The sequence below is a fragment of the Nocardia sp. bgisy134 genome (genome assembly GCF_965341865.1).
GTDB lineage: Bacteria > Actinomycetota > Actinomycetes > Mycobacteriales > Mycobacteriaceae > Nocardia.
Map to the genome: position 1 here is coordinate 182,910 of NZ_CBDQZP010000006.1, position 19,933 is coordinate 202,842.

The 19,933-nt window shown below is 68.6% G+C and carries 23 protein-coding genes; 12 read left to right on the forward strand and 11 right to left on the reverse strand.

The window, feature by feature from the left end:
- The first annotated feature begins 5 nt into the window (after nt 1-5).
- The 3 genes from hsaD to hsaB are packed head-to-tail and all read left to right on the forward strand — an operon-like array spanning nt 6 to nt 2,407.
- On the forward strand, nt 6-887 hold the full coding sequence (gene hsaD / locus ACRWNM_RS13450) for a 4,5:9,10-diseco-3-hydroxy-5,9,17-trioxoandrosta-1(10),2-diene-4-oate hydrolase (RefSeq protein ID WP_431967156.1): 882 nt from the start codon (nt 6-8) through the stop codon (nt 885-887).
- Between the two features lie 3 nt (nt 888-890).
- Nucleotides 891-1,796, forward strand: coding sequence for an iron-dependent extradiol dioxygenase HsaC (gene hsaC, locus ACRWNM_RS13455; protein ID WP_431967158.1), 906 nt, complete (start codon nt 891-893; stop codon nt 1,794-1,796).
- Between the two features lie 23 nt (nt 1,797-1,819).
- Nucleotides 1,820-2,407 (forward strand): 3-hydroxy-9,10-secoandrosta-1,3,5(10)-triene-9,17-dione monooxygenase reductase subunit, encoded by a 588-nt coding sequence (gene hsaB, locus ACRWNM_RS13460; protein ID WP_431967160.1) that lies wholly within the window; start codon nt 1,820-1,822, stop codon nt 2,405-2,407.
- A gap of 35 nt (nt 2,408-2,442) precedes the next feature.
- Here hsaB and ACRWNM_RS13465 read toward each other — a convergent pair whose 3' ends face one another.
- Nucleotides 2,443-3,198, reverse strand: a complete 756-nt coding sequence (locus tag ACRWNM_RS13465; RefSeq protein ID WP_431967162.1) for an SDR family oxidoreductase — start codon at nt 3,196-3,198, stop codon at nt 2,443-2,445.
- A 105-nt stretch (nt 3,199-3,303) separates the two neighbouring features.
- Here ACRWNM_RS13465 and ACRWNM_RS13470 point away from each other — a divergent pair, with 105 nt between their 5' ends.
- Nucleotides 3,304-3,903 carry a YdeI/OmpD-associated family protein gene (locus tag ACRWNM_RS13470; protein WP_431967164.1) on the forward strand — a complete coding sequence of 200 codons (600 nt, stop codon included), beginning with the start codon at nt 3,304-3,306 and terminating at the stop codon, nt 3,901-3,903.
- Between the two features lie 85 nt (nt 3,904-3,988).
- On the opposite strand, the gene ACRWNM_RS13475 is transcribed toward ACRWNM_RS13470, so the two are convergent.
- Nucleotides 3,989-4,552 carry a TetR/AcrR family transcriptional regulator gene (locus tag ACRWNM_RS13475; protein ID WP_431967166.1) on the reverse strand — a complete coding sequence of 188 codons (564 nt, stop codon included), beginning with the start codon at nt 4,550-4,552 and terminating at the stop codon, nt 3,989-3,991.
- 234 nt (nt 4,553-4,786) lie between these two features.
- Between ACRWNM_RS13475 and ACRWNM_RS13480 the strand changes: the two genes are divergently transcribed.
- The 6 genes from ACRWNM_RS13480 to ACRWNM_RS13505 all read left to right on the forward strand — a co-directional run bounded on the left by ACRWNM_RS13480 (nt 4,787) and on the right by ACRWNM_RS13505 (nt 8,096).
- The gene (locus ACRWNM_RS13480) at nt 4,787-5,365 is read left to right on the forward strand and encodes a DUF2867 domain-containing protein (protein WP_431967168.1); all 579 of its coding nucleotides are present in this window, start codon (nt 4,787-4,789) and stop codon (nt 5,363-5,365) included.
- Nucleotides 5,313-6,059: an SDR family NAD(P)-dependent oxidoreductase gene (locus ACRWNM_RS13485; protein ID WP_431967434.1), complete on the forward strand. Its 747-nt coding sequence runs from the start codon at nt 5,313-5,315 to the stop codon at nt 6,057-6,059. Before ACRWNM_RS13480 ends, ACRWNM_RS13485 begins: the two co-directional genes overlap by 53 nt.
- A gap of 90 nt (nt 6,060-6,149) precedes the next feature.
- Entirely contained in the window at nt 6,150-6,383 is a 234-nt protein-coding gene (locus tag ACRWNM_RS13490) for a DUF433 domain-containing protein (RefSeq protein WP_431967170.1), read from the forward strand.
- Nucleotides 6,380-6,766 carry a DUF5615 family PIN-like protein gene (locus ACRWNM_RS13495; RefSeq protein WP_431967172.1) on the forward strand — a complete coding sequence of 129 codons (387 nt, stop codon included), beginning with the start codon at nt 6,380-6,382 and terminating at the stop codon, nt 6,764-6,766. Before ACRWNM_RS13490 ends, ACRWNM_RS13495 begins: the two co-directional genes overlap by 4 nt.
- A gap of 257 nt (nt 6,767-7,023) precedes the next feature.
- Entirely contained in the window at nt 7,024-7,680 is a 657-nt protein-coding gene (locus tag ACRWNM_RS13500; RefSeq protein WP_431967174.1) for an SRPBCC family protein, read from the forward strand.
- The gene (locus tag ACRWNM_RS13505) at nt 7,680-8,096 is read left to right on the forward strand and encodes an ArsR/SmtB family transcription factor (protein ID WP_431967176.1); all 417 of its coding nucleotides are present in this window, start codon (nt 7,680-7,682) and stop codon (nt 8,094-8,096) included. The genes ACRWNM_RS13500 and ACRWNM_RS13505 overlap by 1 nt, the downstream gene beginning before the upstream one ends.
- 44 nt (nt 8,097-8,140) lie before the next feature.
- Here the strand turns inward: ACRWNM_RS13505 and ACRWNM_RS13510 are convergent, their stop codons facing one another.
- The 6 genes from ACRWNM_RS13510 to ACRWNM_RS13535 all read right to left on the reverse strand — a co-directional run bounded on the left by ACRWNM_RS13510 (nt 8,141) and on the right by ACRWNM_RS13535 (nt 13,951).
- Entirely contained in the window at nt 8,141-8,287 is a 147-nt protein-coding gene (locus ACRWNM_RS13510) for a DUF1059 domain-containing protein (RefSeq protein ID WP_431967178.1), read from the reverse strand.
- 108 nt (nt 8,288-8,395) lie between these two features.
- Nucleotides 8,396-9,202 carry an SAM-dependent methyltransferase gene (locus ACRWNM_RS13515; protein WP_431967180.1) on the reverse strand — a complete coding sequence of 269 codons (807 nt, stop codon included), beginning with the start codon at nt 9,200-9,202 and terminating at the stop codon, nt 8,396-8,398.
- A 197-nt stretch (nt 9,203-9,399) separates the two neighbouring features.
- Entirely contained in the window at nt 9,400-10,437 is a 1,038-nt protein-coding gene (gene dmpG, locus ACRWNM_RS13520; RefSeq protein ID WP_431967182.1) for a 4-hydroxy-2-oxovalerate aldolase, read from the reverse strand.
- 12 nt (nt 10,438-10,449) lie between these two features.
- Nucleotides 10,450-11,394 carry an acetaldehyde dehydrogenase (acetylating) gene (locus ACRWNM_RS13525; protein ID WP_431967184.1) on the reverse strand — a complete coding sequence of 315 codons (945 nt, stop codon included), beginning with the start codon at nt 11,392-11,394 and terminating at the stop codon, nt 10,450-10,452.
- Nucleotides 11,395-11,538: 144 nt separating this feature from the next.
- Entirely contained in the window at nt 11,539-12,324 is a 786-nt protein-coding gene (locus ACRWNM_RS13530; RefSeq protein WP_431967186.1) for a 2-keto-4-pentenoate hydratase, read from the reverse strand.
- A gap of 1 nt (nt 12,325) precedes the next feature.
- Nucleotides 12,326-13,951 carry an FAD-binding protein gene (locus ACRWNM_RS13535; protein ID WP_431967436.1) on the reverse strand — a complete coding sequence of 542 codons (1,626 nt, stop codon included), beginning with the start codon at nt 13,949-13,951 and terminating at the stop codon, nt 12,326-12,328.
- A 105-nt stretch (nt 13,952-14,056) separates the two neighbouring features.
- Between ACRWNM_RS13535 and kstD the strand changes: the two genes are divergently transcribed.
- Complete coding sequence (gene kstD, locus ACRWNM_RS13540; RefSeq protein WP_431967188.1) at nt 14,057-15,781, forward strand: 3-oxosteroid 1-dehydrogenase; 1,725 nt, start codon at nt 14,057-14,059, stop codon at nt 15,779-15,781.
- Nucleotides 15,782-16,179: 398 nt separating this feature from the next.
- The gene (locus ACRWNM_RS13545; protein ID WP_431967190.1) at nt 16,180-17,040 is read left to right on the forward strand and encodes a MaoC/PaaZ C-terminal domain-containing protein; all 861 of its coding nucleotides are present in this window, start codon (nt 16,180-16,182) and stop codon (nt 17,038-17,040) included.
- Between the two features lie 188 nt (nt 17,041-17,228).
- On the opposite strand, the gene ACRWNM_RS13550 is transcribed toward ACRWNM_RS13545, so the two are convergent.
- From ACRWNM_RS13550 to ACRWNM_RS13560, 3 genes are read right to left on the reverse strand one after another with little or no spacing between them, the layout of a single operon-like run.
- Nucleotides 17,229-17,687: a hypothetical protein gene (locus ACRWNM_RS13550; protein ID WP_431967192.1), complete on the reverse strand. Its 459-nt coding sequence runs from the start codon at nt 17,685-17,687 to the stop codon at nt 17,229-17,231.
- On the reverse strand, nt 17,684-18,967 hold the full coding sequence (locus ACRWNM_RS13555; RefSeq protein WP_431967194.1) for a DUF58 domain-containing protein: 1,284 nt from the start codon (nt 18,965-18,967) through the stop codon (nt 17,684-17,686). The genes ACRWNM_RS13550 and ACRWNM_RS13555 overlap by 4 nt, the downstream gene beginning before the upstream one ends.
- Entirely contained in the window at nt 18,964-19,926 is a 963-nt protein-coding gene (locus tag ACRWNM_RS13560) for an AAA family ATPase (RefSeq protein ID WP_431967196.1), read from the reverse strand. Before ACRWNM_RS13560 ends, ACRWNM_RS13555 begins: the two co-directional genes overlap by 4 nt.
- Nucleotides 19,927-19,933: the final 7 nt, after the last annotated feature.

Genomic DNA, 19,933 nt, shown 5'->3' on the forward strand with positions numbered 1-19,933 from the left:
GCATCGTGACCACCACTGCTGAACTCACCTTCGAATCGACCTCGCGTTACGCGCAGGTCCGGCCGGATCTGCGCCTGCACTACCACGAGGCGGGCAGCGGCAACGGGCCGACGATCGTGCTGCTGCACGGCGGCGGGCCCGGCGCGTCGTCCTGGTCGAATTTCGCACGGAACATCCCCGTGCTGGCGCAGAATTTCCATGTGCTCGCGGTGGATCAGCCCGGTTTCGGCAAGTCGGACAAGCCGGTCGATCATCCGCAGTACTTCGCGCACTCCGCGTCGGCGCTGAAGGATCTGCTCGACCACTTGCAGATCACCGACCGGGTGCACATCCTCGGCAATTCGCTCGGCGGCGGCGCCGCGGTCCGGTTCGCGCTCGACTACCCGGACCGCGCGGGCAAGCTGGTGCTGATGGGCCCCGGCGGGCTGAGCCTGAACGCCTTCGCGCCGGACCCGACCGAGGGCGTGAAACTGCTCTCGCGCTTCAACTTCGAGCCGACCAGGGCGAATCTCGAAGCGTTCCTGCGGATCATGGTCTTCGACCAGAAGCTGATCACCGAAGAACTCATCGACCAGCGCTTCGAATCGGCCAAGACCCCCGAGGCGCTGGCCGCGACCCGCGCGATGGGCAAGTCGTTCTCCGGGCCCGATTTCGAGCTCGGGATGCTCTGGCGCGACGCCTACAAGCTGCGCCAGCCGGTGCTGCTCATCTGGGGCCGCGAGGACCGGGTCAACCCGCTCGACGGCGCCATCATCGCCACAAAGATGATTCCGCGGGTGCAGCTGCACGTGTTCGGCGGCTGCGGGCATTGGGCACAGTTGGAGAAGTTCCACGAATTCAACCGGCTGGCAACGGACTTCCTGTCCGGATCCGGCAAGGAGAAGTAGATCATGGGCATTCGATCGCTCGGCTATCTGCGCATCGAGGCCACCGATATGGCGGCCTGGCGCGAGTACGGCCTCAAGGTGCTCGGCATGGTGGAGGGCAAGGGTTCGGTCCCGGACGCGCTCTACCTGCGAATGGACGAATTCCCGGCCCGGCTGGTGATCGTCCCCGGTGACAAGGACCGGCTCCAGGTCTCCGGCTGGGAGACCGCCAATGCCGAAGAACTGCAAGACATCCGGAATCGGTTGGACGCCGCGGGCGTGCCCTACAAGGAGGGCAGCGCGGCGGAGAAGGCCGATCGGCGCGTCTACGAGCTGATCAGCTTCGAGGACCCGTCGGGCAACGTGCTCGAGGCGTTCCACGGCGTCGCGCTGGAGCACCGGCGGGTGGTCAGCCCGTACGGGCACCGGTTCGTCACCGAGGAGCAGGGTCTCGGCCACGTGGTGCTCAGCACCTCCGACGACAAGGCCGCGCTGGAGTTCTACCGCGACGTGCTCGGGTTCCGGCTGCGCGACTCGATGCGGCTGCCACCGCAGATGGTCGGCCGTCCCGCCGACGGCGAACCAGCCTGGCTGCGGTTCTTCGGCTGCAATCCGCGCCACCACTCGCTGGCGTTCCTGCCGATGCCGACACCGAGCGGCATCGTCCACCTGATGCTCGAGGTGGAGAACGCCGACGACGTCGGCCTGTGCCTGGATCGCGCGCTGCGCAAGAAGGTCAAGATGTCGGCCACCCTCGGCAGGCACGTCAACGACAAGATGCTGTCCTTCTACATGAAGACGCCGGGCGGCTTCGATGTCGAATTCGGCTGTGAGGGACTGGAAGTCGACGACCACGACTGGATCGCCAGGGAGTCCACCGCCGTGAGCCTGTGGGGCCACGACTTCACGGTGGGCCAGCGCCAGCAATGACGGACGGGGTGAGCGAGCCTGTGATGGAGACGAAACCGACCGTCGACGCGCATCCGGTGATCGATGCGCGCCAGTTCCGCAATGTGCTCGGGCAGTTCTGCACCGGCATCACCGTCATCACCGCCTTCGGCGACGACGCGGCGCCGATCGGCTTCGCCTGTCAATCGTTCGCCGCCCTGTCCCTCGATCCCCCGCTGGTGCTGTTCTGCCCCACCAAGGCGTCGCGCTCCTGGGCGGCGATCGAGAAATCAGGACGCTTCTGCGTCAACATCCTCGCCGAGGAACAACAGCAGCTGTGTGCCCGCTTCGGCTCCCGCGAACCCGACAAGTTCGCCGGAACCCCGTGGCACACATCGGAACTGGAGCTCCCGGTACTGGACGACGCGCTGGCCACGATCCAGTGCACGGTGGACAGCGTCGTCGACGGCGGCGATCACTACATCGTGATCGGCCGCGTGCAGGTCCTGTCGGAGTCCACGGACTCCGGCAGGCCCCTGCTGTTCTATCGCGGTCAGTACACCGCCATCGAGCCGGAGAAGACCGTGCCCGCGCCGTGGCGCGCCGATCTCGACCACTTCCTCACCACGACCACGCTGGACACCTGGCTGTGAGGCCGGTTCAGCGGTAGGGCGTACCCCCGGCTGCGCTAATAGACGGTTCCCTCCACGGTGGCGGCGTATTGCGCCCACTTCTGCACGCCGTCGGCGTGGTCGGGGCAGGTGTTGTCGCCCGCACGGAAGCCTCGCGCCACCTTGCCCGGCAAGGGAAGCCGGACGATCCGGCGGGGGCGCGACCGCTCGGCGCGCCACACCTCCGCCAGCTCCGCCATGGTCAGTACCTCGGGGCCGCCGAAATCGGGGGCGCGACCGAGCGGCGGCCCTTGGATCAGTTCGGCGATGCGCGCCGCGACGTCCACCGTGGCGACCGGCTGGAACCGGAAGTCCAACGGCAGCGGGGCGATCGGCAGACCTTCGACGCGCTGCAGGATCTCGGCGATCAGTTCGTGGAACTGCGTCGCACGCAGAATCGTGTGCGGCACGCTGCTTTCGGTGATCACCTGCTCGCAGGCGAGCTTGTTCCGGTAGTAGCGGAACGGGATGCGGTCGATGCCGACGATCGAGACGTACAACAGGTGGCCGACGTCCTTCGCGGCCGCGAGGAGATTGCGGGTCTGCTCGATATCGGGTCCGCCGAATTTGCGGAAATCCGAGGCCGCGTGCACCACGGCGTCCACACCGGCCACGGCCTCTGCCACGCCTTCCCCCGTTTGCAGGTCGCCCACGTGCGTGCCCGCGCCAGGGCGGCGCGAGAGGACCCGCACGTCGTGCCCCTCCTCGCGCAGCAACGACACGATGTGCCTGCCCAACGCTCCGGTTCCTCCGGTCACAAGAATGCTGCTCATGACTGACGTCTACTCCGCAAACATGGGGCGACACAAGGTCCCGGCCGCGCGAGTTCGGTAACAAACTGCTCAATCGGTGAGCGCTTTAGAGCGGATGATCGACAGGTGAGACCACCCCTCGCACCCTGGGAGACCACGATGAACCAGCTCACCGAGATCCACGCTTTCGCCGACTCCGCGCAGTGGGAGTCGTGGCTCGCGGCCAACCACGACCGGTCGACCGGGGTCTGGCTGAAGATCGCGAAGAAGCACACGGCGGGCGCCGCGATCTCCATCGCCGAGGCGCTCGACGGCGCCCTCTGCTACGGCTGGATCGACAGCCACCGCCGCGGTCTCGACGCGGACCATTACCTCCAGCGCTACTCCCCGCGCCGCCCGAAGAGCCCGTGGTCGCTGGTCAATGTCCGCAAGGTGGAGGCGTTGATCACCGCGGGACGCCTGCGCGATCCTGGCTGGGCGGCGGTTCGCGCGGCGCGCGCCGACGGACGGTGGTCCGCCGCCTACGAACCCCAGCGCAGCGCGACAGTTCCCGCGGACCTTTCGGCCGCACTGGCGCAAAACCCGCTGGCGCGCACCAGGTTCGACGGTCTCGGCCGGTCCGAGCAGTACGCGCTGTTCCTACCGTTGATGAAGGCGCGCACCGACGCCGAACGCGCCGCCCGACTCGGGCGCGCGATCGACGAACTCGGTCGCGCCGCCGACTGACTCCCTCGGCGTGTGTCGGCCAAGGCGTCGACGCGTACGCGAACGGCGATCAGCCGCTGCTCGGCACCGGCACTCGAACACGGCGTCACTCCTCGGGCGGTTCGAGCAAGAACGCCGACGCCCGGGCGACCACCTCGCGACGACTGCGATCACCGTGATCGGCGGCCAGGAGGTGTTTGCCGACCGCGAGGCAGAAGGCGAGCATGCTGCGTGCCTCGATCTCGTCGGGGTCGGTGCAGTAGGTGCCGAACAGCCGGCGCAGATAGCCCATCCGTTCGTTGTCCACCCGACGCAAGCGCGCGGCGACCGCCGCGTCGCGCCGGGCCCAGTCGCGCACGGCGAGGTCGATCGGCCGCAGGCGATCGTCGGAGAAGGTGAGCAGGCCCGCGCGCTGGATCTTCGTCCGCGCGTCGCCGCCCTCCTGTTCGACCTGCTCGATCACCGCCTCGGTGCTCTCTCGCTCCCAGGTGTCGAGCATTTCCTCCAGCAGGGCGTTGCGGTCGGCGAAGTGCCCGTAGAACCCGCCCTTGGTGACGCCGAGCGCCGTGGCGAGGTTCTCGATCCGCACGGCGTCCGGGCCGCCCGCCGCGAGAGCGGTGAGCCCCTGCTCGATCCATCGGCTGCGGGGTGTCCGTGTGACGGCGACCATGCCTTCAGTATCGCCGAGGGTGTCGACACCGCCTCGCGAGCGGTCTACTATCGATTATGTACGCCATCGTATATTTGAAAGCTGTTGCGGCATAAGTCGATTGACGATGCCGTCGGCTGTCGTGAGAGGAGGCCGACATGACGGTCGGCATGTGGACGTCGCCTTCGACGCCCAGGAGCGACGCCCGCGCGAAATCCTGAGACTCCGTTCCCTGTCCTGAGAGCGAGGCCCGAAATGAAGATCCCCAACACCGCGCACACCGAGCGCCCATGGCGCATCCATGAGATCGCCCCCGATTTCGTTGTGGAGGATGTGTGGGCGCTGCCGACACCGGGCGGTCCGGACGACCTGCCGCGCCTGGTGCGGCTCATCACGACCGATCACGACACCCCGCAACCTCTCGTCTTCCGCGTCCTGTTCGACATCCGCTGGAAACTCGGCGCGCTGCTCGGCTGGGACGACCCCGATTCGGCGGTGGGCGCGCGGGTCGTCTCGCTGCGCGAGCGGCTGCCCGACGACCTGCGCGACGGCCCGTGCGGTCCCGACAACGAGGGGTATCCATTCACCTCGGTGTATCTCACCGAGAACGAGTGGGCGGCCGAGATGGCCAACCGCACCGTCCACACGGTGATGCATATCGGCTGGGTGCCCGACGAATCCGGCGGTTATCGCGGGCAGATGGCGGTGCTCGTCAAGCCGAACGGGCTCTTCGGCAAGGCGTACATGGCCGCGATCGCGCCATTTCGGTACGTGCTGGTGTATCCCGCGCTCATGCGGATCTTCGAGCGCGGCTGGCAGCGGCAGTCCGCGTAGCTCGGTTCGCGATTCGGTCGGCGGACTCGCGGCGGGCCGCTTCGAGGAGGGAATCCAGCAGGCGGACGCGGCGGTCGAAGAACTGGACGGCGGCGACCGGCTCCTCGGCCTGCGCAGCGATGTCGCCGACCTCGACGACATCGACGCGCTGGCGGACACCCTCCGCGACCGCTACGGCCGCCTCGACGTGCTCTTCGCCAACGCGGGCGTCGCGGCCTTCCAGCCGACCGCCGACATCACCGAAGCCGAATTCGACAAGGTCGTCGACATCAACTTCAAGGGCGTCTTCTTCACCGTTCAGAAGACCCTGCCGCTGCTGGCCGACCACGCGGCCGTCGTCGTCAACGCCTCCTGGGCCCTGCACCGCGGCGTTCCCGGCGCGTCCCTCTACTCCGCGACCAAAGCCGCCGTGCACAACCTCACCCGCGCCCTCGCCGCCGAATTGGCCCCGAGGGGAATCCGCGTCAACTCCGTCAGCCCCGGCTACATCGAAACCCCCTCCTACCGCGACAACGTCTCCCCTGAGGCCAAAGCCGCCGCCATCACCGCCGTGGCCGCGGGCCGCCTCGGCACCCCCGAAGACATCGCCGACGCCGTAGCCTTCCTCGCCTCCCCCGAAGCCTCCTACATCAACGGCCAAGATCTCCTGGTCGACGGCGGCCTCATCACAGCCATCCCGGAACGCATGCTGTAGCCGGGGCCGCATCGCCCTCCGCGAAGGCCGGTGCGGTGCATCGTAAACAATTCGATTCGATGCACCGTCGGCACTGGATAGAGTTGAACCATGTCGCTACTCGGTCGCATCACCACAGACCCCGAGATCTGCCACGGCAAGCCCGTGCTCCGGGGGCTGCGGTATCCGGTCGAGATGCTGCTCGAGCTCTTGGCATCGGGGATGCGCCCTGACGAGATTCTCGGCGATTACCCGGATCTCGAGTACGAGGACATCCTCGCAGCGCTCGAGTACGCCGCCGTGGTGACGGCGCAGCGGACAACCATCCCCTTCGACGCCGCGTGAATTTCCTCGTCGACGCACAGCTTCCCCGCCAGCTCGTCACTTTGCTGTCGCCTGCTGGCCACGACGCCGTGCACACCAGCGACTTCCCGCTGGGAAACCGCACGCCGGATTCCGTGATCGCGACCCGCGCCGACCGAGAGGGCCGGGTTGTCATTACGAAGGATCGCGACTTCTGGGTCAGCCATGTCATCAAGAAGTGCCCCAAGCCGGTACTCATCGTCGCGACAGGCAACACGACCAACAAGGCACTCTTGGAAATCTTTGCCGTGCACCTCGGCGAAGTGGTGGGTCTGCTGGAATCCTGCCCAGTCGTGGAGATGGGGCGAGATCGGCTGATCGGCCACGGATACCGAGACGAGCCGCGGCAAGACCTCGGCGAGTGAGGACCACTCCTGTCACGCGACGAGGCTGCGCTACTCGCGGATCGCGGGCGCGATCAATCCCGCATCCTTCCAGCTCTGAGAGCAGGTCCAGTCCGAGAGAAGCGTAGCTATCACAACTGCTCTTCTCGGCCTTCGCCTGGGTGGGACTCTCCGATACCCGAAGGCATCACCTCGTACGCAGGCGCGTGTCTACGGATTCGCAGGCGCGGGCACGTGCATCCGCTAATATAAGCTCCAACTTATCAAAGGAGGTTGTCATGCCCTTGTTGACTGATCCCACGGGGATCGCCGGGCTTGTGGTTCGTGAGGTTCGTACCGGGTCGAGGGGTGGGGAGACGACGCGGATCGCGGTGGCTCGGCGGAGTTATCCGACCGATCAGGCCGATCTGTGGGACGCGTTGACGAACGGGGAGCGGATTCCGCGGTGGTTCCTGCCGGTGAGCGGGGAGCTGGCGGTCGGTGGGCGGTATCAGCTCGAGGGGAACGCGAACGGGGTGATCGAGGAGTGCGAGGCACCGCGGCGGTTCGCGGTGACCTGGGAGATGGGGCCGCAGGTGTCGTGGCTGACGGTCACGCTGAGCCCGAACGAGGACGGGACGCTGCTGCAACTGGAGCACGAAGCGCCGGTGGATCCCGAATTCTGGGCGCAGTACGGTCCGGGCGCCGTCGGCGTCGGCTGGGATCTCGCGCTCATGGGTCTGGGTCTGCACCTGGCGAGTTCTGCGGTGCTCGACGCCGCCGAGGTGCTGACCTTCCACACGACTCCCGAGGGCATCGCGTTCATCCGGGCGGCGGCCGAGGGGTGGGCGGACGCGGCGGTGGCGGACGGCGACGACCCGACCGCGGCGATCACGGCAGCGAACCAGACGGTGACCTTCTACACCACCGAGCCCGAGGACGGCGCCGAGTCCTGATGGCCGCTTCTCCGGCGAAGATCTTCGAGGCGCTCGGCGATCCGATCCGCCGCTACATTCTCGAACTGGTCGCGGCGGGCGAGCAGCCCGCGGGCGCGGTGGTCGCCGCGGTGCAGCAGTACACCTCGATCTCCCAGCCCGGCGTCTCCCAGCATCTGAAGGTGCTGCGCGACGCCGAGCTGGTGAGCGTGCGGGCCGAGGGCACCCGCCGCCTGTACGCCCTCGACCCCGCGGGCGTGGACGCGGCCCGCGCCTGGCTGACCGCGCTGACCGAACCGCTCCACCAGTTCACCCAGCCGCTCGACGCCCTCGCCACCGAAATCGCACGCGGAAAAAGGGCCCGCCGCACCACCGCATCGCCTGGTGCCGAGGCGCAGCGGAATGCCGTCACGCCTGACGAACGCACAGCGGGATGACATCGCCGCCGATCGACCGGCGGCCAAGTGGAGCAGCGCTCGAATCAGTAGGCGATGAAAAGGATCTCGTCGCGCGAGTAATCGTGCCCCGGGTGGTTCTCCGCCAGATGCGCCTTCGTCTTCGCGACGAGATCGTCCTCGTCGGTCCCGACGATGGCCTCGCCGCAGGGGCAGTTCAGGTTTCGCTTCATCATCCGTCCTAGGTCGTAGTCGACAGGTCGCGCGGACTCGACGCTACCCGCCGCGTGCCGCCAACTGAATGAGCAATCGTGTGAACAGGGGCAATTCGGATACGAGATCTACGGCTTCCTGGCCAGGCCCGCGACGATGAGCTGCTCCCAGACCGTGAGTTCGCGGACGGCGGTCGGGCCTTGGACGGGCTCGGGCCGCCACTGCGAGACGGGGACGATGCCGGGCTCGAGGATCTCGAGATCACCGAACAGCGCGGCGATCTCCTCGTCGGTGCGCCAGCGCCCACGGCCGAAGGTGGCCTGCAACTTCGCCTCGACCGCCGCCGTCTCGGCGTTGTGCCCCGAGCGGAAGTGCGAGATGAATACCGCGCTGCCGGAGGGGATCTGGTCGCTCCAGAAGCGAACGACGTCGGCGGGATCCTCGTCGTCGTTGAGGTGATGCAGGATCGCGCTGAAGATGACGGCGACCGGCTGATCGAAATCGATCAGCCCGGTGACCTCGGGATGCTCGCGAATCGTCTTCGGGTCGCGGACGTCGGCCTGGATGACGACCGTCCGCTCGTCGGCCGCCAGCAGCGCGCGTCCGTGCGCGAGCACGATGGGATCGTTGTCGATATAGGCCACCTTGGCATCGGGAATGTGCCGCTGCGCGACCTGGTGCACGTTGTCGGAGGTGGGCAGACCGCTGCCGAGGTCGATGAACTGCCGCAGGCCCGCCTGTGCGAGTTCGCCTACGGCGCGCACCAATACCTGCCGGTTGGAGGTGGCGATCACCACCGAACCGGGGAGGTTGTTCTTGAAGTGGTCGCCGATCTCCTGGTCGACGGGGTAGTAGTCCTTACCGCCGAGCAGATAGTCGTAGACCCGAGCGATGCTGGGCTTGGACTGATCGATCGCGTTGGAGCTGTCGGTCACTTTCGCACCCCCGATTCACCGGACAATGTGTGCCCAATAGTAGGAGATGGCGACTGCCGTGACAGGCGCTCGGCGTCCGACTGTCCAGAACCGCAGACGAATTCGACCGCCGAAGGCCTCGGCGAACCGAAGCGGGCGGTCGGGCGACCGGGCCCGCGAGCGATGGCGAACCACCCGCGGGCCGGTCGCTTCACTGGTCAGGCGGAGACGGCCTGCTGTTCGCGCTGCAACTCCAGCGCGATATCGATGAGCTGGTCTTCCTGACCGCCGACGAGCTTGCGCTTGCCCGCGCGCACGAGCATCTCGGCGGCGGAGACGCCGTAGCGTTCGGCCTGACGCTCGGCGTGCTTGAGGAAGCTGGAGTAGACACCGGCGTAGCCCATCATCAGGGCCTGGCGGTCCAGCAGGCATTCCTGCGGCATGGCCGGGCGGACGACGTCCTCGGCGGCGTCGGCGATGGCGAAGAAATCGATGCCGGTGCTGATGCCGAGCTTGTCGCACACGCCGACCAGTGCCTCGACCGGCGTGTTGCCCGCGCCCGCGCCGAAACGCCGTGCGCTGCCGTCGATCTGGGTGGCGCCCGCGCGGATGGCGTAGATGGAGTTCGCCACGGCGAGGTCGAGGTTCTCGTGGCCGTGGAAACCGACCTGGGCATCATTGCCGAGTTCCGCGACGACGGCCGCGACGCGGTCGGAAACCTGCTCCAGGACAAGAGCTCCCGCGGAATCGACGATGTACACGCATTGGCAGCCCGCGTCGGCCATGATGCGCGCCTGCGCGGCGAGCACCTCGGGCGGCTGGGTGTGCGACATCATCAGGAAGCCGACGGTTTCCAGCCCGAGTTCACGGGCGAGGCCGAAGTGCTGGATGGAGACGTCGGCCTCGGTGCAGTGGGTGGCGATGCGGCAGATGGACGCGCCGTTGTCCTGGGAGACCTTGATGTCCTCCTTGACGCCGACGCCGGGCAGCATGAGCACCGCGATCTTGGCCTGCGTGGCGGTCTCGGCGGCGATCTTCACCAGCTCCTGCTCGGGAGTCTTGGAGAAGCCGTAGTTGAACGAGGAACCGCCGAGCCCGTCGCCGTGGGTCACCTCGATGACCGGAACGCCCGCGCCGTCGAGCGCCGCGACGATGTCACGCACCTCGGTGGCGGTGAACTGGTGGCGCTTGTGGTGCGAGCCGTCACGCAGCGAGGTGTCGGTGACGCGGATATCGAGTTCTGCTGAATATGCCATGGGGAACGCTCCTTACACCCGGGCCGATCGTGCTGTGTCTGATTCGTCGCCTCGCTGCGCTCGGCTCACCTGCTTCGCGATGACCTCGCCGACCTGGGTGGCCGCGGCGGTCATGATGTCGAGGTTGCCCGCGTACGGCGGCAGGAAGTCGCCCGCGCCCTCGACCTCGACGAAGACCGAGACCTTCGCCAGGCCACCGGAAACCACCGACGGCTCGTCGAACTGCGGTTCGTTCAGCAGGCGGTAGCCGGGCACGTACTGCTGGATGTCGGCGACCATCCGGTGGATGGAGTCGGCGATCGCGTCGGTGTCGGCGTCCTCCGGAATGGCGCAGAAGATGGTGTCGCGCATGATCATCGGCGGCTCGGCCGGGTTCAGGATGATGATCGCCTTGCCGCGCTCGGCGCCGCCGATGGTCTCGACGCCGCGGCTGGTGGTCTTGGTGAACTCGTCGATGTTGGCGCGGGTGCCCGGCCCGGCGGACACCGACGACACCGAGGCGACGATCTCGGCGTACGGCACCGGTACGACGCGGGAGACGGCCGCCACGATCGGGATGGTGGCCTGACCACCACAGGTGATCATGTTGACGTTCGGCGCGTCCAGGTTGGCGCCGAGGTTCACCGGCGGCACCACGGCGGGGCCGACCGCAGCCGGGGTGAGGTCCACCGCGCGGATACCCGCCTCGGCGTACCTCGGCGCGGCGGCGCGGTGCACGTAGGCGGAGGTGGCCTCGAAAACCAGGTCGGGCAGTTCGGATTGGCCGAGCAGCCAGTCGACGCCCTCGTGCGAGGTCTCCAGCCCGAGCCCGCGGGCCCGCTTCAGGCCCTCGCTCTCCGGATCGATGCCGATCATCCAGCGCGGCTCGATGGCCTCCGAGCGCAGCAGCTTGTAGAGCAGATCGGTGCTGATGTTGCCGGACCCGACGATCGCGGCGGTTACGGTCCTGTCGGACACGGTTGGCCTCCTTGGGGATGGCGGCCGGCGAAGCCGGCGGGGGTGGGCTCTGGGGGTTGGCAGCCGGCGAAGCCGGCGGGGCGGGTGGGCTCTGGGGGTTGGCAGCCGGCGAAGCCGGCGGGGCGGGTGGGCTCTGTGGTGGACTCAGGTGAAATGCAGTCGGACCGAACCGAGTCCGGCGAACTCGGCGTGGAACTGGTCGCCGGGACGGGCGTCGATGGCGCGGGTGCAGGAGCCGGGCAGCACGACGTCGCCCTTTTTCAGCCGCACCCCGAACGAGGCGACCTTGCGCGCCAGCCAGGCCACCGCGATGACCGGGTCGCCGAGCACCGCGTCGCTGCGGCCCTCCGCGACGACCTCGCCGTTGCGGGTGAGCACCGCGTCGATGGCCTTGATGTCGATGTCCTTCGGCGCGACGCGCTCGGGTCCGAGCACGTAGCCCGCCGAGGACGCGTTGTCCGAGATGGTGTCGCACAGGCCGATGTTCCAGTCCTTGATCCTGGAATCGATCAGCTCGATCGAGGGCGCGTAGGCGACCGTCGCGGCGAGCACGTCCTCCTCGGTGCAGTCCGCGCCGGGCAGGTCGGCGCCGAGCACGAACCCGACCTCGACCTCGACGCGCGGGAACAGGTAGCGGCCCGCCTCGACCGGAACGTCTTCGAACACTTGCATTTCCGCGAGCAGATGTCCGTAGTCGGGCTCGTCCACGCCCATCATCTGCTGCATGGCCTTGGACGAGAGGCCGACCTTGTGGCCGACCACGCGCGCGCCGCTGTCGAGCCTGCGGCGGATGTTGATCAGCTGGATCTCGTAGGCGTCGACCACGTCGATGTCGGGGTATCGCGCGACCAGCGGGTCGATGGCGACCCGATCGTTCTCGGCCCGCGCGAGTTCGTCGGCGAGTTCGGTTCGTACCGCGTCGGTCAGCACGCTAGTTTCCTTCCACTGTTGCTTTTTCGAGGACGGCCTGTTCGCTCGCCGCGGACCGTCCCGCGCGGCGACCGGAGAAGACGCAGTCGGCCAGCGACAGACCGCTGACATAGGAGTCCGAGCAGATGCCGACGGCGGTCCGGCCCGCGGCGTACAGGCCGGGAATGTTGTCGCCGTCAGCGGTTTTCACCGCGCCCGTCCGCTCGTCGACGACCACGCCGCCGAGGGTGAGCATCGGGCACGGGTTGGTCAGGCTCGGTTTGATCCCCACATCCAACAGCCAGTACGGGCCGCTGCGCACGGGTTCGGTGAACTCGGCGGGCTTGCCGGCCGGATCGGGCGCGCCGTTCGCGATGGCGGCGTTGTGCGCGTCGACGGTCGCGCGCAGCCCGGCCGGATCGATGCCCGCCTTGGCCGCGGCGACTTCCAGCGTCGCGCCGCGCACCGCGCTGCGGCGCATCACCTCGAACTGGGCGCGCTGGAACCAGGTCGCCTGGGTGCGGATCTGCCGGATCGCGGTGCGCATCAGGTTCGCGTCGGCGAGCAGCCAGCCTTTGCCTTCGTGCTCGTTGATCAGCGCATGGCCGACCGCCGCGCCGTAGCGGGTCTCGTCGATCACCCGGCGACCGTGCGCGTCGACCAGCACCGAGCCGGTGAAAGCGCTGGGCGGCAGGATGAATCGCCAGGCCGAGACGTTGCCCATGCGGTCGGTGGCCGCACCGGCCGTGCGCGCCATCAGGATGCCGCTGCCGTCGTCGCCGGTGGTGCCGAGCGCGAGACCGGCGCGATACTGCGGGCCGTATTCGGCGAGCATGGCGCGGTTGGCGATGAAGCCGCCCGCGCTGACGATCACGCCGCGCCGCGCCTGCACGCGAATCGTCGTGCCGTACCGGCGATCGAGCACCTCGAGGCGCTGCTCCATCGACTTGCGCAGCGGCGGATAGTAGATGCCGGGCTTGGCGGCGAGCTTGGCCATGCGGCTGTAGCGTTCCCTGATCCGGCCGGGCGCATCGCGCAGCGACCGGCACTCGACGCCGATCACCGCGCCGTTACTGTCGGTGATCAATCGCGTTGCCGTGGTGAGTGTTTCGACGCGCACACCGCGACGCGAGGCCGAGGCCGCGAGCGGACCGGTGAGCTGCTTGCCCGAGGTGCCCTTGCCCTTGACGCGGTGGCCGCGCTGCGCGGGTTCGGCGACCTCGCGGCCGTAGCCGGAGACCTCGCTGCCGGAGTAGTACAGGTAGTAGCTGTCGTTCGGATACGAGGTCTTGTACGGGCAGAGCGAGGCTTCGAAGGGCACGCCGTGCCCCTTCAGCCACTCGATCATCGCCGGGCTCTCGTCCACGAAGCGGCGCAGGGTGGCCGGTGTGACGGCCGCGCCGACCTCGCGTTCCAGATACGCGAGCATCTGCTCCGGGGTATCGTCCACCCCGGCCTCGCGCTGCACCGACGTACCGCCGCCCGCGTAGATGATGCCGCCGGACAGCGCGGACGCGCCGCCGCCGGTGAACCGTTCCAACACCAGCACCTGCGCGCCCGCCTCCGTCGCCTCCAGCGCGGCGGACGCGCCCGCGGCGCCGTATCCGACGACGACAACGTCAGCGGTCAGGTCCCATTCGAGGCCCATGTACTTCACTCCGGTCCGAAACTGAAACAAGTTTCCTCGACAAATGGAACGCCGAGCAAGTCTTCTGCCACACAACATAGACCAATGGCGCGTCCATTCTATAACGTGTTCTACATGACAGATCCGGTTCTCGAGCCACACAGCTACGACGTGGTGGTCGTCGGCAGCGGCGCCGCGGGTATGACCGCCGCCCTCACCGCCGCTCACCACGGCCTCAGCGCGGTCATCATCGAAAAGGCCGCGCACTACGGCGGGTCGACCGCGCGCTCCGGTGGCGGCGTGTGGATCCCTGGCAACAAGGCGCTGCGCGCGTCGGGTCGCCCCGACGATCGCGAGGACGCACGCACCTACCTGCACAGCATCGTCGGCGATGTCGTGCCCAAGGATCGGATCGACACCTACATCGACCGCGGCGCCGAGGCCTTCGACTTCGTGCTCGACCACACCCCGCTGAAGATGAAGTGGGTGCCCGGGTATTCGGACTACTACCCGGAGGCGCCCGGCGGTCTCGGCGAAGGACGCTCCTGCGAGCCCAAGCCGTTCAACCTGAAGGTCCTCGGCGCGGAGCGGGAAAACCTGGAACCGCCCTACGCCAAGGCGCCGCTGAACGTGGTGGTCATGCAGGCGGATTTCGTTCGCCTCAACCTCATTCGCCGCCACCCGAAGGGCATGATGCGGGCGATGCGCGTCGGCGCGCGCACGTACTGGGCCAAGTTCACCGGCAAGCACATCGTCGGCATGGGCCAGGCCATCATCGCCGCCATGCGCAAGGGGCTGCTCGACGCGAACGTGCCGGTGCTGCTGAACACTCCGATGACCAAGCTCATCGTGGAGGACGGCGTGGTCACCGGCGTCGAGGCGATGCGGGACGGCAAGCCGGTCGTGTTCACCGCGCGCCACGGCGTCGTGCTCGGCAGCGGCGGCTTCGAGCACAACGCGGAGATGCGGGCGAAGTACCAGCGCCAGCCCATCACCACCGAGTGGACGACCGGTGCGACGGCGAACACCGGCGACGGCATCCTGGCGGGCATCGAGGCGGGCGGCGCGATCGACTTCATGGAGGACGCCTGGTGGGGGCCGACCGTTTTCAAGGGCGGCAGGCCGTGGTTCGCCCTGGCCGAGCGCAATCTGCCCGGCTGCGTCATCGTCAACCACGACGGCAAGCGATTCGGTAATGAGTCCGCTCCTTACGTCGAGGCTGGGCACACCATGTACGGCGGCGAATACGGGCAGGGTGAAGGTCCCGGGGAGAACATCCCCGCGTGGCTGGTGTTCGACCAGCGCTACCGGAACCGCTACATCTTCGCCGGACTACAGCCTGGTCTGCGCTTTCCGTCCCGCTGGATGGAAAACGACAACATCGTCAAGGCCGACAGTCTCGAGGAGCTGGCCGCCGCGATCGGCGTGCCCGCCGAGAATCTGAGCGCCACCGTCGCGCGGTTCAACACCTTCGCCGAGACGGGCACCGACGAGGACTTCGGTCGCGGCAACAGCCACTACGACCGGTACTACGGCGACCCCACCGTGAAGCCGAACCCCTGCCTCGCCGGCCTGGTCCAAGGGCCGTTCTACGCGGCCAAGATGGTGCCCGGCGACCTCGGCACCAAGGGCGGTCTGGTCGCCGACTCCGCCGGCCGGGTGCTCCGCGAAGACGGCAGCACCGTCGAGGGCCTCTACGCCTCGGGCAACTGCTCGACACCGGTCATGGGCCACACCTACGCCGGGCCCGGCGCGACCATCGGCCCCGCCATCGCCTTCGGCTACCTCGCCGTCCTCGACATCGCCGAGCGCAAACAGGACCAGCCCGCCGCGGCGACCTCCGAGGCGTAGGGCAATGCCTTTGCCACACGGGTCTCACACGGTTCACACAGGCAGCGCCTCTGCGAACCGTGTGCGCCGTCTGTGGCAGCCACCCTCTCGCCTGGGGCGAAACCATGTCGTGTCCTCGCAGACGTTTCGCACGCTTCGCACAGGTTGTACGCCCTGCGAAGCGTGCGGAGGGTCTGCGAGGAACTGATCGGGGCCGGCTCCGTGGTAGCCGGGGTCGCTCGGTTACAGGCGGCGGGCCGCTGTCGCGCTGCGCGGTGGCCGGGCGTGGTTCGGTTCCGTTCGAGGGGCCGCTGTCCCGGCGAGTGGGTATGGCATTGCTAGAGAGGCGCGCCTGGCCGCAGGATCGATTCGTGGGCCGGGCGGCCGAATCCGTCCACAACCATGCACAAGGAGAACTGATGCCCATCGACCCGAAGATCGCACTCGGCGCGGAGCTGCCGAGCCGGGAGTTCGCGTGGACGCCGTCGGATGTGCAGCTCTATCAGCTCGGGCTCGGCGCGGGTGCGCGGTGGACGGAGGCGGACGAGCTGCGCTACCTGGACGACCGGGAGCCGCAGGTGCTGCCGACGTTCGCGACCGTGGCGCAGACCTTGCACGAGACCGAGCCGCCCAAGGTGAGCTTCCCCGGCATCGACATCGACCTGGCGAAGGTGGTGCACGGACACCAGGAGGTGGAGGTGCACCGGCCGATCCCCGCCGCGGGCAAGGCGACGAGCACCGGGCGGATCAGCGAGATCTGGGACAAGGGCTCGGCCGCGGTGGTCGTGCAGGAGCACACCATCACCGGCTCCGACGGCGCGCCGCTGTGGACTACCCGCTCCTCCATCTTCGCCAAGGGCGAGGGCGGTTTCGGCGGCGAACGCGGGCCGAGCACCAAGTCGGAACTGCCCGATCGCGCCCCGGATTTCGACGTCACCACGCGCACGCTGCCGCAGCAGGCGCTGCTGTACCGGATGCTCGGCGACCGCAATCCGCTGCACTCCGATCCCGAGTTCGCTCGCGCCGCCGGTTTCCCCAATCCGATCCTGCACGGCCTGTGCACGTACGGAATCGTCTGCAAGACCGCCACCGACACCGCCCTGGATTCCGACGCGACCCGCGTCACCGGTTTCCGCGCGCGCTTCGCCGGTGTGCTCTACCCGGGCGAGACCATCCGGACCCGCATCTGGCGCACCGACGGTGAGCTCGTCATCGCCGCGACGGTGGTCGAGCGCGAGGACGCCCCGGTGCTCGCGGACGTCAGCCTGAAGTTCAGGTAGACGCCCGCGCGGCTCGTTCGGACGCCCGCCGTCGCAAACCTTGCGATCGCGTTCGGTGCCGCCGGGCGAGCCACTTCGGCCGCCGTCGCGTGGGTACGCACGACGGCGGCCGGGGCAAGGGCCGGTCGATGCCTGTGACCGACCCAGCCGACGGCCCGACTACCGCGAACGCAGCGGATACCGACGACTCAGCCAGCCGGCGGTCCGACTATTTCCTCGACCCTGTTGCGGCGGGGCCCGAGTCCTTGGATCACCAAGGCGTACAACATGATTACGACGACCGGCGCGATCGCCGGGGCCCAGGCCAGACGCAGCGGGAGCAGGGCCGCGCCCACCGCGCAGGCTGCGAAGCCGACGGCGCCGACGACCGAGGGCAGGGTGGTCGGGACGACGCCGATCGGTGCGGTCACGGTGGCCGCGTTCAGCAGGTAGGTGGTGGCGACCAGACCCGTTGCGGCGGCGGCGAGTACGCCGGTGTCGGCCCAGGCGAGCGCGCCGATCGCGACGAGGACGGCGGCGACCGCGGCGGGTCTGAACCACCAGCCCGCGACCACCAGGATCAGCGCGGGAATGCCCGCGAGCGGCGCCATCAGGATCACCGAGGCGACGAGCAGGACGCCGGCGAGGACGGCGAGGAATCTGGTCATCGGCGCACCCGCACGGTGCGACGGTGTTCGGGCAGCAGGCGCATGATCTCGTCGAGCCTGGCGTCCTGCGCCCACGGCACGATGTCGACGCCGACCGTGCCCATGTCGCGGTACATGGAGGCGCGTTCCAGCTGCCACATGCGGGCCAGCGTCGGGTCGAGGCCCTCGCGAAACGGCGTGCCGCGCAACACGTCCACCACCACCACGACGTGCCCGCGCTTGCGCAGATCGATCAGCGCCAGCGCGAACTGCGTGTCGAGCAGCGTGGTGAACGCCACCACGATCGCGCCGACCGGCACCGCGGCGTGCGGGGCCAGGGTGCCGGTGGTGGGGATGTGCTCGTCGCCCACGTCGAGCACGGTGTCGACGATGCGGTAGAACTGACGCCGCCCGATGTCGGGGCGCAGCCAGCGCGGACGCTGGCCGAGGCAGACCACGGCGGTCCGGTCGCCCGCCTGCAGAGTGGACTGCACGACCTGGGCCGCGCCGCGCACCGACAGCTCGAGCGAATCGGTCGCCGGGCCGGGCGCCTGCTGCGAGGTGTCGACCAGCACGACGACGTCGGCGGACCGGTTGGTCAGCCGCTCGGTGACATAGAGCCGACCGCGCCGGGCGCTCACCGGCCAGTTCACGATCCGCAGCTGATCGCCCGGCGCGTAGGCGCGGATGTCGGCGTACTCCACGCCGGGCCCGTGGCGACGGGTCAGGTGGGTGCCGAGCCGTTCGGGAAGTTCGGTGCGCGGCAAACGCATTCGCTGTGGATCGGTCACCGGGTAGACGAACAACTGTCCCGCGGGCAGCGTCGCGGTGGCGATGGCAAGTCCCGCCGGGCTGAGCGCGGACACCCGCACCGACACCGGGTAGCGGCCCCAGCGCCGGGCCTCCAGCGCCAGCCGCAGCCTGGCGGGCGCCGCCCCGGAGTCGCTCGCCTCTTCGATCTCGACCCCGAGCTCTGGTGCCGCCTGCGGTTTCAGGCGCAGCAGCGCGTGCCCCGACTCCACGAAGGCGGCGACGGTGAGCACCACCTCCTCGGTCTCGAAGCAGCGCAGGGTGCCGCCGCCGTCGACCTGAATCCTGGTCCGCGACTGCTGCCACGACGCGGTCGCGAGCACGCCGAGCAGCGGCGCGGCGAAGACCACCAGCTGCCAGCGCGCGGCGATCACTGCGACCACCAGCGCCACCGCGGCGCAGCCCGCCAGCATGTACACCAGAGGCGCGGGACGCCACCGCAATTCGGCCTCGACGGTGGCGCTCGCGTCGCGGTGCCTGGAGCGGGTCATGTCTGGGTGGCGCGCGGGACCGGCAGGCGGCGCAGCAGTTCGGCGATCACGTCCTCGCCGCGGATCCGGCGCACCCACATCTCGGGGCGCAGTGTGATCCGGTGCGCCATGGCCGGAATCGCGAGCGCCTTGACGTCTTCCGGGATGACGTAGTCCCGGCCGAGCAGCAGCGCGCGGGCCCGCGACATCTGCACCAGATCCAGTTCGGCGCGGGGACTCGCGCCCACCTCGACCTGCGGATGCCCGCGGGTCGCGCCGGCCAGGGCGACGACGTAGCCGACCACGTCGGGGTGCACCGTGACGTATTCGACCGACTGCCGCATCTCCAGCAGCCCATTGGCGTCCACCACCTGCCCGACCTGCGGCGGCGTCGCGCCGCGTTCCAGGCGCCTGCGGATCATCTGGGTCTCGTCGTGCTCGGAGAGATATCCGAGCCGCAGCTGGATGGCGAAACGGTCCAGCTGCGCCTCGGGCAGCGGGTAGGTGCCCTCGTATTCGATGGGGTTGTCGGTGGCGAGCACGATGAACGGCTGCGGCAGCGGGAAGGTCTCGCCGTCGATGCTGACCTGTCCCTCCGCCATCGCCTCCAGCAGCGCGGCCTGGGTCTTCGGCGGGGTGCGGTTCACCTCGTCGGCCAGCAGCACGTTGGTGAACACCGGACCGCGACGGAAGTTGAACCGCCCCGAGTTCATGTCGTAGATGGTCGAGCCGAGCAGGTCGGCGGGCAGCAGGTCGGGAGTGAACTGCACCCGGGTGAAGTCGAGGCCGAGCGCGGCGGCGAAGGACCTCGCGATCAGTGTCTTGCCGAGTCCGGGCAGGTCCTCGATGAGGACGTGCCCACCGGACAGCACAGCGATCATGATCAGCTGCATTTCGTCGCGTTTGCCCACGATGACGCGGGACAGCTCCCGCAGCACCGCATCGGTGCGCTGGACGGTCACGTCCAGTGGCATCGTCATTTGTCTA

Excerpts from the sequence above, each read along its gene's own strand:
- hsaC (WP_431967158.1), top strand. The coding sequence starts at position 891 with ATGGGCATTCGATCGCTCGGCTATCTGCGCATCGAGGCCACCGATATG.
- hsaB (WP_431967160.1), top strand. The coding sequence starts at position 1,820 with ATGGAGACGAAACCGACCGTCGACGCGCATCCGGTGATCGATGCGCGC.
- ACRWNM_RS13465 (WP_431967162.1), bottom strand. The coding sequence starts at position 3,198 with ATGAGCAGCATTCTTGTGACCGGAGGAACCGGAGCGTTGGGCAGGCAC.
- ACRWNM_RS13475 (WP_431967166.1), bottom strand. The coding sequence starts at position 4,552 with ATGGTCGCCGTCACACGGACACCCCGCAGCCGATGGATCGAGCAGGGG.
- ACRWNM_RS13480 (WP_431967168.1), top strand. The coding sequence starts at position 4,787 with ATGAAGATCCCCAACACCGCGCACACCGAGCGCCCATGGCGCATCCAT.
- ACRWNM_RS13490 (WP_431967170.1), top strand. The coding sequence starts at position 6,150 with ATGTCGCTACTCGGTCGCATCACCACAGACCCCGAGATCTGCCACGGC.
- ACRWNM_RS13500 (WP_431967174.1), top strand. The coding sequence starts at position 7,024 with ATGCCCTTGTTGACTGATCCCACGGGGATCGCCGGGCTTGTGGTTCGT.
- ACRWNM_RS13505 (WP_431967176.1), top strand. The coding sequence starts at position 7,680 with ATGGCCGCTTCTCCGGCGAAGATCTTCGAGGCGCTCGGCGATCCGATC.
- ACRWNM_RS13510 (WP_431967178.1), bottom strand. The coding sequence starts at position 8,287 with ATGAAGCGAAACCTGAACTGCCCCTGCGGCGAGGCCATCGTCGGGACC.
- dmpG (WP_431967182.1), bottom strand. The coding sequence starts at position 10,437 with ATGGCATATTCAGCAGAACTCGATATCCGCGTCACCGACACCTCGCTG.
- ACRWNM_RS13535 (WP_431967436.1), bottom strand. The coding sequence starts at position 13,951 with ATGGGCCTCGAATGGGACCTGACCGCTGACGTTGTCGTCGTCGGATAC.
- ACRWNM_RS13545 (WP_431967190.1), top strand. The coding sequence starts at position 16,180 with ATGCCCATCGACCCGAAGATCGCACTCGGCGCGGAGCTGCCGAGCCGG.
- ACRWNM_RS13550 (WP_431967192.1), bottom strand. The coding sequence starts at position 17,687 with ATGACCAGATTCCTCGCCGTCCTCGCCGGCGTCCTGCTCGTCGCCTCG.
- ACRWNM_RS13555 (WP_431967194.1), bottom strand. The coding sequence starts at position 18,967 with ATGACCCGCTCCAGGCACCGCGACGCGAGCGCCACCGTCGAGGCCGAA.
- ACRWNM_RS13560 (WP_431967196.1), bottom strand. The coding sequence starts at position 19,926 with ATGACGATGCCACTGGACGTGACCGTCCAGCGCACCGATGCGGTGCTG.